Raw genomic sequence first — 16,302 nt, forward strand, 5'->3', positions numbered from 1 at the left:
GAGTACTTTCCTAACGTCCGTTATGCAGCATGCGCGTGTGAATAACGCTGAATTGAAAGACCATCTGTACTGATTTCAGTCTTATGATTCAATACGATGTCACTGATTAATTTTCCAGAACCACATGCCATGGTCCAACCTAAAGTACCGTGACCTGTATTCAAGAACAGATTTTTAAAGCGAGTCGCGCCAATAATTGGAGTGCTGTCTGGTGTCATTGGACGTAAACCTGTCCAGAAAGATGCCTGTGCCATATCGCCACCCGGGAATAAGTCCTGAGTAACCATTTGCAAAGTTGCACGGCGGTCTTCGTTAAGACCTAAGTTAAAGCCACTTAACTCAGCCATACCACCTACGCGAATACGTTGGTCGAAACGCGTAATCGCAATTTTGTAGGTTTCATCAAGCACTGTAGATTGAGGAGCAAAAGCAGGGTCAACAATTGGAATCGTCAACGAATAACCTTTCACAGGATATACAGGCAACTGTAGATCAAGTGGTTTCAAGAAATCACGTGAATAGCTACCAAATGCTAAAACATAACGATCTGCGGTTAAGACCTTACCATTGACCTGAACGCCCTTAATTTCATCGCCTTCAACAATCAATTTTTCTACGTCTTGGTTGAACTGGAAGTTAACACCTAACTCTTTAGCAATTTGAGCTAAAGCATTGGTAAATAAATAACAGTCACCTGTCTCGTCATTTGGTAAGTGTAAACCACCAACGAGTTTATCTTGCGCATTTGCCAAAGCTGGTTCTACACGACCAAGTTCGTTGCCATTTAATAATTCGTAGCTTACGCCGCACTCTTGTAGCACGCTAATGTCGCGTTGAACCGCTTCCATTTGCGCTTCTTTACGGAATAACTGCAAAGTACCTTTAGCGCGGTTTTCGTAATTAATGCCTGTATCTTTTCTAAGTTCACGTAAGCAATCACGGCTGTATTCAGCCACACGCATCATACGTTCTTTGTTCACAGCATAACTTTGTGGATTACAGTTTTTCAGCATTTGCGCCATCCACTGTAACTGCCACATGCTGCCATCTAAATTAATCGCAAGCGGTGCGTGATGTTGGAACATCCACTTCACAGCTTTAAAAGGAATTCCTGGTGCTGCCCAAGGGGTCGAATACCCTGGCGAAATTTGACCTGCATTACCAAAGCTTGTTTCTTCAGCAGGACCTGCCTGACGGTCAAGAACAGTGACCTCAGCTCCTTGTTGAGCTAGATAATAGGCACTTGCCACTCCGATAACGCCGCTACCTAATACAATTACGCGCATTTCCATTCCCTCACGCACACCAGTTTATTTAACTAGTATATTTCTGCTTCAATAGTTTATTTCACTGTTTTTTAGGGTATAATCTAGGTAAATTTATGTTTTTCTCGCGAGAATTTTAAAAAAAGAGGAAATATCTATGCGCCCCTTAGATCGTATAGATCGCATGATTCTGGACATTTTGCAGCGCGAAGGACGAATTGCGATTAGTGAATTGGCATCGAGAGTCAACCTCTCTACCACCCCTTGTTCAGAGCGTGTAAAACGTCTCGAACGCGATGGCATTATCATGGGTTATTACGCCCGTCTAAACCCAGCCTACGTAGACCGTAACCTGCTCGTTTTTTTAGAAATTAAGTTATCTGCCAAATCTGGTGATGTATTTGACCAAGTGGCCAGAGACCTCGTTGAGATTCCTGAAGTACTCGAATGTCACCTCATTTCAGGTGAATTTGACTACCTTGTAAAAGCGCGTTTAAAAGAAATGAGCGCATACCGCCGCTTATTAGGCGATCTATTAAAGAAACTCCCCGCATCGGCATCGTCACACAGTTATGTGGTCATGGAAGAAGTGAAAGAAACTCTGTATTTAGATGTAAGCAAGTAAAGCGAGCATTATTGAACTCGCTTTACTCACATTTTAGAAATTAGAAATATTTTAAAATCGAAATATGTTTATTTTGATGTTTGAACTTTGAGAACCACTTAACCGCTGGGTAGAGTGCAAAAGACAGTACAATTGTGATTAACCACAACATCCACACATGGCTGACCGATAAGTAATTTCCATAATTAGCTCCCCATACACTGAGTGCAAACACATACATCAGTTTCAGCACATATAAATGCAATAAGTAAAAGAACATAGGCACCGAGCCAAATACCACCAATGGTTTTAAAAATGAATATTGCTGCATACGTTCAAAAGCAACCAGCACGATCAACCCTATTCCAACATTCAGCAAAATAAATAACAAAGACGGTGGATACTTGGTGAGGTTAAAAAAGCTCATCAAACTCAGTTGTAATGACTCAAAATGTTGCCACGGCTGATCACCATAGACGTTGATAAAACGCAGTAAAATAAATAACCCAATACTTGCTAAACCAAGGCTGAGTAAAGTGCGGCTTCTTTGCTTTGCTGTATATTTTGAACTAAAGAACTGGCCTAAAACGTAGCCTAATAAAATCACCCCAATCCACGGTAAAACAGGGTAACTTGTACGAAGCTTGATACCCGCAAACTCAAGCCAGCCACGTTCATGTAAAACGAACCATATATTCTGTAGGATGCCTTGTGAGAAGTGCACAGAATCTAATAAGTTGTGCCCCAAAATAATGACCAAAGCTACACTAGCAAGAACTGGCAAAGGCAAACTTACACAACAAGCTAGCACCACCATGCTAATACCTATCGCCCAAATCACCTGTAAATAAATGACTTCGGGTGGGAAAGTCGCTGTCCATGCAAAATTCACAAGCGTAAGCTCTAATACAATTAAAAATAAGCCACGTTTTAATAGAAAGGCACGCGTTTGTTGTAAGTCCTGTTTTTTTGATTGAAATAAAAACGCAGAAATACCGGTTAAAAGTACAAAAACCGGAGCGCAAATATGCGCCAATAATCGACTGCCAAATAATGCTGGTTCTGTTACTGTTACGTCCATTGGATCGGTAACCTGTTTATGTAAATAGAAAGTTTCTCTTACATGGTCGAGCAACATAATGATGATCACCAAACCACGCAATGCATCAATCGACTGTAAACGTTCAATATTCTTTTCTAAAGACATAGCGGTAATCAATAAAATAATGTAACGTTATATTATTACATTAAACTTCTTTTGTCTTTCATGGCTGATTATTTATGCAACACAAATTAGGATTGTTGTCTTCGTTGGGTCTATCATTTATATCGACATTCACTTGGGCAGAAGAAACGTCAACGGTACTTGAAACCATACGTATTCAGGCTGAAAGTACCCAAGAAGGTGTGAGTCAAAATAGCTCGGCGACTAAATTTTCTCACGATGTTTTAGACGTTCCTTTTAATCGTGCTTATGTTTCAAAACAAATTATGGAACAACAAGACGTTCAACGGATTGATGACGCATTAAGCTTAGTGAGTGGGGTTTTTCATCAAAACAGTTTTGGTGGCGGCTTTTGGGATAACTACTCTTTCCGTGGTTTTGGTACCGATCCCAATTTAGGCGCCTCTATGATCCGTAATGGTTTGAGTGTCAACCGAGGGATTAGTGCGCCAAAAGATGTCGTGAACATTGAATCTTTAGAGTTTTTAAAAGGGCCAATGGCGGCTTTATATGGTCGCGGCGAAACAGGTGGTTTGCTGAACCTCAACAGTAAAAAACCACAGTGGGAAAGCGAAAGTGAAGTTAACCTACGTGCCAATACTCAAGAACAATATCGAATTAGTCTGGAACACACTGCCCCTATTAACGATGAACTGGCTTATCGTGTAGCAGTAGCTCATGAAGATAATCAAAGCTTCCGTGATCATGTCAGTAGTGAACGCTGGTTCTTTTCACCGCAGCTCACATGGAAAATTTCAGACCAAACACAACTCGACTTTGATAGTGAATTTACAGAGCATAAAGGAACCTTTGACCGTGGTGTAAGCACCGTCAATCATCAGTTTGTGATGGACCCGAAAACCTTTACAGGTGAACCTGACGACGGCGATTTGAAAATAAAAGATTACTTTTACCAATTACGTCTGAGTCACGAATTTAACCCTGACTGGAAGCTAAATAGTGCTGTCAGCTATAAAGATGCCAAAATGGTCGGCTTTGCGACCGAACCTCGGCGTATGCAAGCCGATGGACGTACTTTAGAACGTCAACGTCGCTATCGTGATTATACGAGTGAAGACGTACTGGCTCAGACAGAATTACTTGGCAAGATTGATACCTCATGGGCTCGCCATGAAATTTTGCTTTCAACCGAGCTTGGTCAACTCGACTATAAACAATATCAACTGCGTCGGAACCATGATTCAAACTCTGACACTACAGTGAATACTATTGATATTTACCAACCTGAATATGGTAAATATTTACCTAGCTTAGCTCCATTTACCAACACTAAAGAGCGCCAACGCTATTTTGCACTCAACATTCAAGACCAGATCTTTTTTAATGATCAGTGGAGTGTGCTATTTGGTAACCGTTTTGATCAGGTCGAGCAAGACTTTAAAAACCATATAAAACAAACCGAAAACAATCAGACACTTCACCAAAATAGTCCGCGTTTCGGAGTAAATTTTAAAGCCTCTGAGCAATGGGCGTTTTATAGCAACTATGGCCGCTCATTTGCCATGAATAGTGGTATGAACCGAAATGGTCAGACTTTTGCCCCTGAAAAAGGCGAAAGCTATGAGGTCGGCACCAAATATAAATTGAATGACCAAAGTGTGCTGAGTCTCGCTTTGTTTAAAATGAAAAAACGAAATGTACTGACAACCGACCCAATTGACAGTAACTTTCAAACCGCAGCAGGCGAAGTGAGTAGTAAAGGAATTGAGTTTGACTTAAATAGTCAAATCACTGACCGCTGGTTCGTCAATGCAAATTATAGCTATACCGATGCTCAAATTGAAAAAGACCAAGACTTAGCAAAAGGCGCTCGTCTAAGCAATGTTCCAAAACACCAAGGTGCCGTAAGCACCAATTATGAGTTTCTACAAGAAGGCTCAACAAAAGCAGGCGTAGGTGCCAACCTTACCTATGTGGGTGAACGCAGTGGACATAATCTTGATAATGGCTTTAATTTACCAAGCTATACCCTCGTAAACTTAAATGCTTACTATGCTCCATCTGACCGTTTACGCTATCAACTGAATGTAAATAACCTGTTTGATAAAACTTACTATGTTTCAAGCTATAGTGATTTATGGGTTCAACCAGGGGAACCACTCAACGCTTCAATTTCGGCACAGTGGAAGTTTTAATTCATACATAAACAAAAAGCCCGAATTATTTCGGGCTTTTTTATTAGAACATACCATTTTCATTGACGAGCGGGTCGGGCTGTACTTGGCCAATATCCCAAAACTCAGCAATTTTTCCATTTTCAAAACGACAAATATGGACCACAGCCAAGGTGGTTAACCCATTCATTTGCATTTCAAGTTTTGAATGCACAGCAACCAAATCGCCCTCTTCAATGACATGTTGAACATCAAAGACTTTGTTTGGAGTTTCAGCCGCGCTTTCACGCATTCCTTCCCTCAAAGAAGTTGCATCACCCGCATAATAAGGGTTGTGATGCTTGAAGTTCGGTGCGGTGTAATTGCTATAAGCTTCATCGACTTCGCCAGCTGCGGCAAGCTCTAAAAACCGTACTGCAATTTGTTTTTGAGATAGGTTCATGATTATCTCCTACTCTTTATTTTAGACCTTACTGCAACAGGTCATCTTCGTCGTCGCCTTCCTCGAAGACATAGGCCATACAGCCCCATCCATCATATTCGCCTTGAAATTTTTCAGCGATGCTGGCAAACCATTGTTCCAAATCAACAATATCTGAATACTCAGGTTCCATGTTAACGAAGATGGTAATCACCCACTCGTTTGGCTCAACAGAGTCATCTTGGAAAAGTGAAACTTTTTGTTCTTGATAAAGCAAATAAAGCGCACATTGCTCTGCATTTTTTTGATCTTGAAAAGCAATTGAAAATTCAATTTCATGCAGCTCGGTTAAATCATCCCCATCTTCAGCCATTTGCCAAAGTACATTGCCGTTATCGTCATCTGGAAATTGTTCGTAGTCACGAGTCATAAAGTGATCCTTGTTGTTGTCGCAGTATTAATATTATTCGACATCAAGAATACCCGACTTTTATTGCAATTTGGGTATATATTCCGTTCCCAATTGCACCAAATTGAATTTTTAATTGTATATAAATTTTAAAAAGGCACTTGCGATTCAATGACTACATCTATGCCTTGCAATGGATGCTGAAAAGCCAAATATGCAGCATGTAAAGCCATTCGGTTTAAATGAAAACGTTTCGGTTCAGGGTGATACAACTTGTCGCCCATAATCGGATGACCAATATGCATCATGTGCACACGTAACTGATGTGAACGCCCTGTTACTGGTTCGAGTAAAACACGACTTTGATCTGTTTGAGCGTCATAAACCAAAGGCTGAAACAAGGTTTTAGCGTGTTTACCTAGTTCAAAATGTACAATTTGTCTCGGGCGATTTTCCCAGTCGGTAATGAGCGGAACTTCAACGCTACCCTCTTCTGCCACTTGGCCTTGCACCAAAGCAATATAATGTTTTTTGACTGTTCTAGCCTGAAACATTTTACTTACCGCAACTTCTGCATCACGGTGTTTAGCAAACATGAGTAGGCCCGACGTCGCCATATCTAAACGATGCGTCACTTTAGCCAAAGGGAACTTTTCCAGCACCCTTAAATAAGCACTGTCATGATGCTCAGGTAAACGACCCATCACCGACAACAAACCCGCAGGTTTATCAACCACAATCAAATCGTCATCTTCAAATAGAATTGAAAGCGGCTCTTGTGGTGGAGCGTAAACAAAGTTGTCGTTTAAAGGCATGGTCGTAGAAACAGCAATGGAGCATGGCGGCAGATCATAAAGAAATTTCAGACCTACCGCAAAATAATCTATAACGCTCTACTCATGTTCCACGTGAAACTCAGAAAATCTTTATCGTTTTTTATTCATTTCTGCTAAAAGATCAAGCTGAATTTCTTGAATATGTGCAAGCCTTTCCCATTGATGCGATAAAAGATGGTCCATTTTTTCATGCAAATGACGAATTTCAAGCTCGGCTTTTAAATTAATTTGATAATCATGTTGAGAGCGTAAGCGGTCTTTGGCTTCTTGACGGTTTTGACTCATCATAATAATCGGTGCCTGAATTGCAGCTAAGCATGACAGAACTAAATTAAGCAAAATAAAAGGATACGGATCGACTGGACGTACTACCATCACGACTGTATTTAAAATTATCCAGCCTATTAAAAATAGAGCAAAACAAATTAAAAACGCCCAACTTCCCCCAAAAGTGGCTATTTTATCTGCCAGTTTTTCTCCAAGCGTCCATTTTTGATCAAAATCTGTTTCTGTATTTCGGCTAATCAGCTCATGGCGTTGCATACTGCCAATCACTTCATTTTCTAAATTAGATAATTCGCCTTTCTCCGAGCGTAATAGCGACTGAACATATTTAATTCGATAATCTGCCAGATCTGCTCGACAAATAAAGCTTGAGTAAGTCCAGTTTGGATGATCTTTTATAATTTCATCACTGATGACATTCCGAATGACTTCACCAGACACAAGATCTTTTAAGGGAAAACTCTTTCCACAAACGGCGCATTGGCGACAATGGTTTTTATTTTCCATATTATTCAGCTCGTTATTATGATAATAAGATTAGTATATAAACGATTTTTGCTGATCGCATCGTAAATAAAAATAGTACTCTAACCTAATATCTGTAAAGTCGCTGGTACTATTTTTCGATGAGCAGGAATTACAGGTATCATGTACAATCGCCCAAGTAGATTTTTAATATGTACCACTGTAGTCACTGTAAGCACTTGGGTATCTTCATTTTTATAAATAGATAAAGTCACATTCAAATGCTTATCATCATCTCCAATGACTAACTCATTTTCGGTACGTTGTAACAAGGTAAAAATTCCAATTCGGTCACCTGCAATATATTCATTTTCTTTTTTATTCGAATCAATCTGCTTAAAACTTCCTAAATCTTTAAGCCCAATCTTTGAAGTAATTTTATTACGCACATTCATGCTCCACTCTATCCACTGCGGGGTGTGATGGAACAGTTTAATAAGCTGCTCAAATACATTCAGGTCAGGCTGACCAAGCACAATACTCCATGAGTCGTGGAAGTAAGCATTGTTCAATTGAGATGAGATTTGGCTGTCATGCGGCAAGGCAGAAAGATAAGGCTTATTCATGAATTATATTCTTGTAAAGTATCGTTTTTATTATAGAGAATTTTTTAGGGTGTCAAGGGAAACCGTATATGGTTTACTTCAACAATTATAACTTTGTAAGTTAGAACCTTATGCCTATAAACTTTTGATCTATAGCGTCCTAAGCCGAATCGAGACCTTTTGGGTGAGTACACACTAACGTTATACGTTTTGGTGCATGCTACTCTTTTCGATCCCTATCACACCCTTGAGATATAGTTTAGCCAGCACCCTGTGGGATTGTTTTTCTAAGAACAGCTAATTTTAAATATTTTTGGTAATTTTTACGCAAAAATTCAAATTAAAAAGAATATATTTCCATTTCATAATAATTAGTTAAATTTAAATTCCACTTTATTTGTTTTTTTCGGTTTATTTTACCAATTCATTAACTATTTTGAGTGACAGTACATCAAATTATAAAAAGTAAATCACCCTTCACTTTTTAACTATGAAGGGCAAAAATCTTTTATGAAGAAATAAAACCATGTTTACGTGCATGGTAAACAGTACATAGCGCGATCAGGGCAAAAACCAGCATAAACCATGGAAAATAGGCTGCCCCAAAACTTTCAAGTAATCCACCACCAACCATTCCACCAGAAGCTATAGCAAGGTTAAATACCGTGACCAACATAGACTGCGCCACATCTGCTTCGTGACCCGCGGTATTTGCCAGAGCTGTTTGTAATAGTGTTGGAGCACCACCAAAAGTTACTCCCCATAACACAACACCCACCAGTACGACAAAACTTGAAGAGCTATAAACACCCAAGAGTGCGGTCGCAATTGCAAAGATAAATAAGCTCAAAAGCGTTATTTTTCTTAATGAACGGTCGATGAACATCCCTGTAATGAGAATGCCTACAATTGAAGAAATGCCGAATATAAACAGGATAGTCTCAACGTTGTATGGCTGCCCTGTTGAGGCCAAAAATGGTGAAATATAAGTATAAAGAATGCTATGAGCCAATATCCAAAGGAAGACAACTGCTAAAATAGCTCTGATGCCCGGCATTAAAAGAACTTTTAAAATGGGCACTCTTTTTTGTGCTGCCTGCCCCGCAAAATCAGGGATACTAAAACGAATCCAGACAAATAAAATCAATGCCAATAAAGACATAATCCAAAATACGCCACGCCATTCAAACAACGTTCCCAACCATGCACCCAAAGGAACACCAATTGATAAAGCAATAGGCTGGCCAACCCCAGCAATTGCTAAAGCTCGTCCTTGATACGATGCTGCCACCATGCGTCTTACATAACCTGCTAAAAGCCCCCAAATAACACCCGCTGCCATCCCTGCAATAAAGCGAGCAATCAAAGTCAGAATATAATCATTTGATAAGGCAGTAATCGCATTAAATAAAAGTAACCCTGCAATAGCACTGAGTAATAAAGGTCTCCGATTCCAACTACGGGTAAGGCTAATAAGAGGTATTGCCGCTAAAACAGAACCTAATGCATACACGGCTATAAGCTGCCCCGCATAAGCTTCTGAAATATGTAAGCCTTGACTGATTTGAGGCAAAAGTCCTGCTGGCATGGTTTCTGTCATGATGGTCAGAAAACCTGCAACTGTAAAAGCCAATAGTTTCCAAATTGGTAATTGAGTAGAGAACTCATCAGTTACCTGATGAGATGTTTCATTACTCTTAATATTCATAAAGCTTTACTCTCAAATTCTTTTAAAGCGTACTTACTCTGCTCTGTATCGCTATAAGCTTGTTTTATAAGGTTAGGATGGGAAGACATTTGTTCTCCATGTGAACTAAAATCATTATTTAGGAATGATCGTTCCAATTTAAGTTAAATAAAAACCTTAACTATTCAGCTCAACAATAGTTAAGGTTTAAATGAATTTTATAAAACGTTTAAAGCAACCTCGACCACATCCATTAAACATTGCTTTCTTTGTTCAAGCGGGCTGCCTTTTCCCAAAACACGTAATCCTTGGATAGTATTTACAAAAAAACTCGCTAACGCGCGTGGTTTTTGGGTAGAAGAAATTTCACCAGACTGTTGAGCTTTAATTAACAAACTCTCTAAAGCATATTGTATTTTCTGTAGGTTACTTACAACAAAGTTAGCGACATCTTCGTCATGGCCAGCCAGTTCTAAACATGCATTTGCAACGAGACATCCTTTATGTTCCGGATCACTTAGCTCATCTTCAACAATATTAAGAAGTAATTGCCGAATGAGTGCCTTAGCTGAACCTGAACCAGACAATAGCTTCACATTATTTAGTGTAGTTAAAAGTTCATAGCGTTGTAATGCTTGTTGATAAAGCCCTTGTTTGTTTTGAAAGGTGCTGTAAAGGCTACTTCTAGATAGTCCCGTACCGTCGACCAAGTCTTGAACTGAAGTAGCAGCATAACCATGACGCCAAAAAACCTGCATTGCAGCATCAGCAATTTCATCAGTTTCAAATTCTTTTGTACGCATACATACACTTAATAGGAATGATCGTTCCAATTAATTTATGATAGGAAGATAGAGAAGTCAAATTAAAAATTAATTTAGGTGATTTATTTAGAATGTTCTGACTTAAGATCAATATTAATTATAAAAACTACTTCACTAGCAACCGTTTAGCCGATTCTATAATCATTGCTCTACGCTTTTCATGAGGATTATCAATATCTTCGACTGGGGTAAACATTCTGGCAACTTGAGGCAACATAAACCAGCTATTTGCAAGTGCTAAAATCAGGAAGGTTAAATAGCTTGCTTCAATTTCATCGGTTACCCTTCCTTCATCTTGTTCTTTTTTAATTGCTTCAATTTTACAGTTATAATTTTCGCAGCGGATGTTTTCATTTGGTACTTCTTGTGAAGAGTAAATCAACCCTTCCCAAAGCAATAAACGACTCAGTTCAGGGTGTACACAATGATAGTCATATACACGCCCAGCATATTCAGCAATATCTTCTTCTTCAAAAGATTTAAGAGGTACAGACTGAGCAACTTTAATTAATTCATTACTTAAAACGACCGCAAATAAATCTCTTTTAGCCCCGAAATAATTATAAATACGCTCTTTGTTAACACCTGCAATTTTTGCAATTTTATCAACAGTGGTGCCATCTGGACCATGCAAAGCAAACTCACTAATTGCAGCTTTCAAAATTTTTTGTTTTGTTCCTTCAGTATCCCACGACATAATTATTTTTCACTTGCATATATTATTAAAACATATTATAAAATATTTCCAACCAAATAGTTGGTTTTTTTGGAACTTTATAATGAACAACAATATTATAATTTTTGGCTATGGAACAGGTATTTCCAAAGCCGTAGCACATAAGTTTGGTAAAGAAGGCTATAAAATCGGGTTAGTGGCAAGAAATGCTGAAAAACTCGAGAAAGCCATTCTAGAACTTAAAACACAAGGTATAGAAGCTTATGCTTTTACATGTGATTTAGCAGTTCTGGAAGACATACCAAATCTCGTAAAACGTATTAAAGACCAATTCGGAGAGATTAAAAATATTCATTGGAACGCTTTCCATGATATTGAAGGCAACATCTTAGAAACCAATCCGCTAGACCTCACCCAAAGCTTCCATATTCGTGTTTCAAGCTATATTGCTACGGTACAAGCTTGCCTACGTGATTTAGAGAAGAATAACGGTAGTATTTTATCAACCAATGGAATTTTTGCGTTCGATGCAGTGGGAATAGATTTGGTTGCTAAAGAATATTCATCTTTAGCAATTGCTGCCGCCGCTCAATATAAAACCACCAACTTACTTGCTCATAGTCTCGCTGACTCAAATGTTTACGTGAGCCAAGTCATTGTGAATGGCTTTGTTGATGGAACACCTGGCGCACAAGATAAAAGCTACACGGTACATCCAGAAACGATTGCGGAGCAGTTCTGGTACTTACATCAACATAAACAAGAAACTGTCTCTCTTTGTGGTGAAGCAATTCAAGCTGCCTAAAACAATTCCTGATGAAAAATTTATTTAATGAATTTAAAATTATTTATTAAATAACAATGTATTAAAATATTTCTAATATAGAGAAAACTATGAAAGTCCTTCATATCAACTCATCAACTCGTGGTGAGAATAGTCAGTCTTTACTTATTGCTGAACAAGTAATTACTCAGCTTAAAATAAAGCACGCTGATTTGGTTGTTGATGAATTTAATCTTTTTGAAGATGATCTGCCTGCGTTCGATAAAAATGCTGTGGGTGCCAAAATGGCATTATTTACAGGACAAGATTCAAACTCTAAAGAAAAAGAAGCATGGACAAAAATTAAAGAGGTGTATGACCGCTTTGCATCTGCCGATATCTATGTATTTAACGTACCTCTTTGGAACAATAACATTCCTTACATCTTAAAACAGTTTATTGATGTCGTAACTCAGCCAGGTTGGGCTTTTGGTTTTGACCCATCTACTGGTTACGCAGGCTTGTTAAATAATAAAAAAGCATATGTAGTGATTGCTAGTGGTGTGTATTACCAAGGTATTTCTAATAATTTCGGTTCTGACTTTGCAACGCCTTATCTTAATGACTGGTTAAAGTTTATTGGTGTAAGTGATATTGAGAATATCCATATTTCACCTACAGTAGTGAATACTGACTATGAGAAAACAAAGCAAGATGTGATGAGTGATGTCGAGAAACTGATCGCATAAGACTATGGATAGCAAAATAAATTATGCGGTTGCTATTTGTGAGCCATTAGAACTTGAGCATCCAGATTCGTTTATGGATGTTCAAATTCCTTACCCAGAAGCACTGCCTCACAATGTTATTGTTAAAGTTCAAGCAATTTCAATTAACCCTGCCGATACGCGTGCGCGACGTAGAAAAACTAAAGATAAGCAAACTACAGTTTTAGGATGGGATGTTGTTGGAACTATTACTGAAATGGGTTCACATGTTTCTGAAAAATTTAAAATTGGAGATACAGTCTATTATGCAGGTGATATTAGCCGTTCCGGAGGTAATTGTACTTATCATGCAATTGACTCAAGATTAATTGCTCATGCGCCTACCACTATTTCTATAGAAGATGCGGCAGCTCTTCCCTTAGTATCATTAACTGCATGGGAAGCATTAGCTGAAAGACTATCACTTCAGATTAGCTCTGCTCATTCAAACAACCAGCTTCAAAATACTAATAAATCAAGATCTTTATTAGTGATTGGAGGTGCTGGTGGTGTAGGCTCAATGGCAATTCAACTTGCTAAACTTGTACCACAGTTAACAGTTATCGCTACAGCTTCACGGCAAGAAACGAGTAATTGGTGTCGAAAATTAGGTGCCGATCATATCGTAGATCATACTCAAGACATTCCAACTCAATTAGCCAAATTGGGTTACTCTGAGGTCGACTATGTCTTGATCTGTAACTCACCAGATTCATATTTTAATATTCTGCCAAGTATTACTAAGCCATTTGGAAAAATTTGTAATATTGTGCCTTTTTCTCATTTGCAAGATTTCAATCTATTGATGAAAAAAAGCCTGTCATTCCATTGGGAACTTATGTTTACACACTCTAGTTTTCAAACTACAGATATGGCAAAACAATCTGAAATTTTAGGTCATATTGCAAAGCTAATTGATCAAAATATTATTATTTCACCAAGGCTTACATCTCTACACCCTATCAACCCTGAAAAAATTAAGCAAGCACATCAGTTGGTTGAATCTAATAAGACAATTGGCAAAATTGTAGTGGTTAATGAAAAGCAAAGTTAAACCAACATAGAAGAAGCGTAATTAATTACGCTTCTTCTACTTTTTTAAAATTTATAATTTTTTAATTATTTTCATACTCTGAAGGATCAATTTTGTATTTTTTAAATAAAATAGAGCGTACAGAGTCATTTATACTGTCATCATATTTAATGATTAAATAAATATCTTTCTTAGTTAAAGGAATAGTTTTTAAAATATCACTTAGCTCTGTGCTTCTAATAGAGCGTACTTCACTTGGTTGTTTAGATATTTCTGGATCTTGTTCTTCAAACTTAAAATCAACACCTTGCAAGTTGAAATAAACCATAACTCTTCTATTTAAAGAATCACTATCATCATATAAAACAGTCCCTGCTGGAAGGATTGTATATTCTGAATAATTATCACCATTTGAAGAAATTTTTAGAGGCCTCTCTAAAATATGTATCTTAGGCATTTCTCTAGAGCTCCACAGATAAAAATTTAAAACTAATTGAACTAAAAACAAAATTCCTAATATGATTATTACCAGATTTTTTTTCATATATCCCTACTTTTTAAGATGATATGTATTTTTAATATCTACTTTTACATCAGGAGACTTCATTAAATAATCATTTAAATTATCGGGTAAAAATAGGTATTTTGGCATTTCATATTTACTTGCTTTAAATGCTAGCTTTACTGTAGTAGATAGTACTTTCTCAGCATTTACAAACATATTGCCTGATTTCGCCATACTTGGAATTGCTTTTTTCGTTGCCTCTAAACTTTGAGTAGTGCAATTAGGGGCCAAAGCAAAATAGTCCTGAGATAAAGCATAACTTTTATAGTATTTTTCATTTCGTCTTAATGTGGCTGTTTTCAATAAATTATTATAATAATTTAATACCAACATAGCCTGACTATCAAAAATTCTATAACCATAGGCATGAGTTGTCCTAGTTTTTGAAGTTCCTACCCCTTGGCTGTTTTCATCAGCAATATAAGCGTCAAAGCTACTCCAAATCCTTAATATTCCTTCTCCGCGGGGACTATTAGCCCCCTCTAAAGTAAAAATACCAAAGCTTTCAGGTTTCGTTTTTCCATATCTACCAAAATCATAGATGTAATCCTTACCTTTCAACTTAATATAAACAGCAGTATGGCCATAGGGCGACTCTTTATCTCCTTCTCCATAAGCACTCCCTACTAATAGATGTAACTCAGCTTCTGGTTTCAAAGGAACTTTCTGGGTCGGTGGATTAGCTGTATTCGTTGTAGTACTTGTTGTTGAATTATTCGCCATTTACCCTATCTTCCTGTTCGAACCAATTAACAACTAATTCATCATTTTCAGCTGATTTTATGGTTTTCGTCATTCCTTTCTCATTAGTAAAACCATAAGATTTTATTCCCGTTCTTTTATTCAAAATTGAATAAGGTATTCCTTCTAATGGTTCATTCTTAGATGAATCTATAGCTTGGAAATTACGATGCTCAGTTTTCATTCGTAAATCTGGCAACGCAGGAACATTAGAATTCGCACTCCCGCCCCCCATAAACACATGTTGCCCAGCCTTCACCTCAAACTTACCGCCTGTAGTCATAAAAATACCCGAACCGGTAATTTTGACCTGAGAGCCACCTGCGGTGAGTACAATTTCTTTGGCTGCGGTCGCTTCGATTTTGTCTTCGGTCGAAATCACCTGAACAGCTTTACGGGCAATTAAATCGGCTCCATCACCTTGCGCTTGTATCTCGACTTTACCTTTGCCTGCATAGAGTCTCGCCCCTTCTTGAGCCGCAAAAAGGCTAATTTTATTTTGAGCATGTGCAATCAAGTTCTTTTGAGTAGACAGATTAATGCTGTCTCCAGCAGTTTGATTTAGCTGCCCATCTGCACTGAGGTGAATGTCTTCATTACTGCTCAGCGCGATGCTATTTGGGCTCGCTAGCAGCATAATCGCTTCTTTAAACGATTTGGCTTTTGCATTGTCTTGCTGCTCAAGTTTTTCAATAAACGACTTTAGGTTTTCTAAATTTTCTAACGGGTCAGTTTGCTGATTTTTAGCTACTTCACTGAGTGCCTTGGCATTGCTAAGGCCGCCTTCTATTTGTTGTTTGGCCTCATTTGCATCAAGGTGTACGCCTTGAGCTTGATCCTGCTTATGAGTGCTAACGAGTAAGCCACTACCAGCTCTTACCGCTCCCCATTGGTCTGTTCTGAGTTCGAAGCCTTCACCACGACCATCACTTTCCGCCTTATCTTTTGGATGGCTTAAGTTACCCAAGTTGAGCTGGCTTGCTGCATGGCTACTTT

At 38.2% G+C, this 16,302-nt stretch carries 18 protein-coding genes; 5 read left to right on the plus strand and 13 right to left on the minus strand.

Going from position 1 to position 16,302, the window contains the following annotated elements:
* Positions 1-20: 20 nt before the first annotated feature.
* A complete protein-coding gene (locus tag ODQ17_RS16335) occupies positions 21-1,286 on the minus strand; it encodes a D-amino acid dehydrogenase (RefSeq protein WP_322904987.1) in 1,266 nt (421 codons plus the stop codon).
* 136 nt (positions 1,287-1,422) lie between these two features.
* Here ODQ17_RS16335 and ODQ17_RS16340 point away from each other — a divergent pair, with 136 nt between their 5' ends.
* A complete protein-coding gene (locus ODQ17_RS16340) occupies positions 1,423-1,890 on the plus strand; it encodes an Lrp/AsnC ligand binding domain-containing protein (RefSeq protein ID WP_001247568.1) in 468 nt (155 codons plus the stop codon).
* A 40-nt stretch (positions 1,891-1,930) separates the two neighbouring features.
* Here ODQ17_RS16340 and ODQ17_RS16345 read toward each other — a convergent pair whose 3' ends face one another.
* A complete protein-coding gene (locus ODQ17_RS16345) occupies positions 1,931-3,076 on the minus strand; it encodes a DUF1624 domain-containing protein (protein WP_322904988.1) in 1,146 nt (381 codons plus the stop codon).
* 74 nt (positions 3,077-3,150) lie between these two features.
* Here ODQ17_RS16345 and ODQ17_RS16350 point away from each other — a divergent pair, with 74 nt between their 5' ends.
* Positions 3,151-5,250 carry a TonB-dependent receptor gene (locus tag ODQ17_RS16350; RefSeq protein WP_322904989.1) on the plus strand — a complete coding sequence of 700 codons (2,100 nt, stop codon included), beginning with the start codon at positions 3,151-3,153 and terminating at the stop codon, positions 5,248-5,250.
* Positions 5,251-5,293: 43 nt separating this feature from the next.
* Here the strand turns inward: ODQ17_RS16350 and ODQ17_RS16355 are convergent, their stop codons facing one another.
* From ODQ17_RS16355 to ODQ17_RS16390, 8 genes are all read right to left on the minus strand, one after another.
* The gene (locus tag ODQ17_RS16355) at positions 5,294-5,671 is read right to left on the minus strand and encodes a nuclear transport factor 2 family protein (RefSeq protein WP_049838218.1); all 378 of its coding nucleotides are present in this window, start codon (positions 5,669-5,671) and stop codon (positions 5,294-5,296) included.
* 28 nt (positions 5,672-5,699) lie between these two features.
* Positions 5,700-6,080, minus strand: coding sequence for a ribonuclease E inhibitor RraB (locus ODQ17_RS16360; protein WP_004795383.1), 381 nt, complete (start codon positions 6,078-6,080; stop codon positions 5,700-5,702).
* 128 nt (positions 6,081-6,208) lie between these two features.
* Entirely contained in the window at positions 6,209-6,874 is a 666-nt protein-coding gene (locus ODQ17_RS16365; protein ID WP_322904990.1) for an RluA family pseudouridine synthase, read from the minus strand.
* 111 nt (positions 6,875-6,985) lie between these two features.
* Complete coding sequence (locus tag ODQ17_RS16370; protein ID WP_322904991.1) at positions 6,986-7,687, minus strand: DUF1003 domain-containing protein; 702 nt, start codon at positions 7,685-7,687, stop codon at positions 6,986-6,988.
* 80 nt (positions 7,688-7,767) lie between these two features.
* Entirely contained in the window at positions 7,768-8,271 is a 504-nt protein-coding gene (locus ODQ17_RS16375) for a DUF2867 domain-containing protein (protein ID WP_322904992.1), read from the minus strand.
* A gap of 487 nt (positions 8,272-8,758) precedes the next feature.
* Positions 8,759-9,958 (minus strand): MFS transporter, encoded by a 1,200-nt coding sequence (locus ODQ17_RS16380; protein WP_322904993.1) that lies wholly within the window; start codon positions 9,956-9,958, stop codon positions 8,759-8,761.
* 197 nt (positions 9,959-10,155) lie between these two features.
* A complete protein-coding gene (locus ODQ17_RS16385; protein WP_322904994.1) occupies positions 10,156-10,740 on the minus strand; it encodes a TetR/AcrR family transcriptional regulator in 585 nt (194 codons plus the stop codon).
* A 127-nt stretch (positions 10,741-10,867) separates the two neighbouring features.
* Positions 10,868-11,458, minus strand: a complete 591-nt coding sequence (locus ODQ17_RS16390; RefSeq protein ID WP_016139630.1) for a TetR family transcriptional regulator — start codon at positions 11,456-11,458, stop codon at positions 10,868-10,870.
* Positions 11,459-11,540: 82 nt separating this feature from the next.
* Between ODQ17_RS16390 and ODQ17_RS16395 the strand changes: the two genes are divergently transcribed.
* The 3 genes from ODQ17_RS16395 to ODQ17_RS16405 all read left to right on the plus strand — a co-directional run bounded on the left by ODQ17_RS16395 (position 11,541) and on the right by ODQ17_RS16405 (position 14,021).
* Complete coding sequence (locus ODQ17_RS16395; RefSeq protein WP_016139631.1) at positions 11,541-12,242, plus strand: SDR family NAD(P)-dependent oxidoreductase; 702 nt, start codon at positions 11,541-11,543, stop codon at positions 12,240-12,242.
* Positions 12,243-12,331: 89 nt separating this feature from the next.
* Positions 12,332-12,949, plus strand: a complete 618-nt coding sequence (locus tag ODQ17_RS16400) for an FMN-dependent NADH-azoreductase (RefSeq protein ID WP_199988284.1) — start codon at positions 12,332-12,334, stop codon at positions 12,947-12,949.
* A gap of 4 nt (positions 12,950-12,953) precedes the next feature.
* On the plus strand, positions 12,954-14,021 hold the full coding sequence (locus ODQ17_RS16405) for a zinc-binding alcohol dehydrogenase family protein (protein ID WP_322904995.1): 1,068 nt from the start codon (positions 12,954-12,956) through the stop codon (positions 14,019-14,021).
* A 61-nt stretch (positions 14,022-14,082) separates the two neighbouring features.
* Here the strand turns inward: ODQ17_RS16405 and ODQ17_RS16410 are convergent, their stop codons facing one another.
* The 3 genes from ODQ17_RS16410 to ODQ17_RS16420 all read right to left on the minus strand — a co-directional run.
* Positions 14,083-14,544 carry a hypothetical protein gene (locus tag ODQ17_RS16410; protein ID WP_322904996.1) on the minus strand — a complete coding sequence of 154 codons (462 nt, stop codon included), beginning with the start codon at positions 14,542-14,544 and terminating at the stop codon, positions 14,083-14,085.
* 6 nt (positions 14,545-14,550) lie between these two features.
* On the minus strand, positions 14,551-15,288 hold the full coding sequence (locus ODQ17_RS16415) for a hypothetical protein (protein WP_144735318.1): 738 nt from the start codon (positions 15,286-15,288) through the stop codon (positions 14,551-14,553).
* Positions 15,278-16,302: DUF2345 domain-containing protein (locus tag ODQ17_RS16420; RefSeq protein WP_322904997.1), on the minus strand; the 1,025-nt coding region annotated here is incomplete at its 5' end. The genes ODQ17_RS16415 and ODQ17_RS16420, both read right to left, overlap by 11 nt.

Origin of the sequence: Acinetobacter sp. IRS14 (assembly GCF_034650275.1) — a bacterium.
Lineage (GTDB): Bacteria > Pseudomonadota > Gammaproteobacteria > Pseudomonadales > Moraxellaceae > Acinetobacter > Acinetobacter oleivorans.

Excerpts from the sequence above, each read along its gene's own strand:
- ODQ17_RS16415 (WP_144735318.1), bottom strand. The coding sequence starts at position 15,288 with ATGGCGAATAATTCAACAACAAGTACTACAACGAATACAGCTAATCCA.
- ODQ17_RS16380 (WP_322904993.1), bottom strand. The coding sequence starts at position 9,958 with ATGAATATTAAGAGTAATGAAACATCTCATCAGGTAACTGATGAGTTC.
- ODQ17_RS16350 (WP_322904989.1), top strand. The coding sequence starts at position 3,151 with ATGCAACACAAATTAGGATTGTTGTCTTCGTTGGGTCTATCATTTATA.
- ODQ17_RS16400 (WP_199988284.1), top strand. The coding sequence starts at position 12,332 with ATGAAAGTCCTTCATATCAACTCATCAACTCGTGGTGAGAATAGTCAG.
- ODQ17_RS16370 (WP_322904991.1), bottom strand. The coding sequence starts at position 7,687 with ATGGAAAATAAAAACCATTGTCGCCAATGCGCCGTTTGTGGAAAGAGT.
- ODQ17_RS16385 (WP_322904994.1), bottom strand. The coding sequence starts at position 10,740 with ATGCGTACAAAAGAATTTGAAACTGATGAAATTGCTGATGCTGCAATG.
- ODQ17_RS16410 (WP_322904996.1), bottom strand. The coding sequence starts at position 14,544 with ATGAAAAAAAATCTGGTAATAATCATATTAGGAATTTTGTTTTTAGTT.
- ODQ17_RS16405 (WP_322904995.1), top strand. The coding sequence starts at position 12,954 with ATGGATAGCAAAATAAATTATGCGGTTGCTATTTGTGAGCCATTAGAA.
- ODQ17_RS16365 (WP_322904990.1), bottom strand. The coding sequence starts at position 6,874 with ATGCCTTTAAACGACAACTTTGTTTACGCTCCACCACAAGAGCCGCTT.
- ODQ17_RS16360 (WP_004795383.1), bottom strand. The coding sequence starts at position 6,080 with ATGACTCGTGACTACGAACAATTTCCAGATGACGATAACGGCAATGTA.
- ODQ17_RS16395 (WP_016139631.1), top strand. The coding sequence starts at position 11,541 with ATGAACAACAATATTATAATTTTTGGCTATGGAACAGGTATTTCCAAA.
- ODQ17_RS16335 (WP_322904987.1), bottom strand. The coding sequence starts at position 1,286 with ATGCGCGTAATTGTATTAGGTAGCGGCGTTATCGGAGTGGCAAGTGCC.
- ODQ17_RS16375 (WP_322904992.1), bottom strand. The coding sequence starts at position 8,271 with ATGAATAAGCCTTATCTTTCTGCCTTGCCGCATGACAGCCAAATCTCA.
- ODQ17_RS16390 (WP_016139630.1), bottom strand. The coding sequence starts at position 11,458 with ATGTCGTGGGATACTGAAGGAACAAAACAAAAAATTTTGAAAGCTGCA.
- ODQ17_RS16355 (WP_049838218.1), bottom strand. The coding sequence starts at position 5,671 with ATGAACCTATCTCAAAAACAAATTGCAGTACGGTTTTTAGAGCTTGCC.
- ODQ17_RS16340 (WP_001247568.1), top strand. The coding sequence starts at position 1,423 with ATGCGCCCCTTAGATCGTATAGATCGCATGATTCTGGACATTTTGCAG.
- ODQ17_RS16345 (WP_322904988.1), bottom strand. The coding sequence starts at position 3,076 with ATGTCTTTAGAAAAGAATATTGAACGTTTACAGTCGATTGATGCATTG.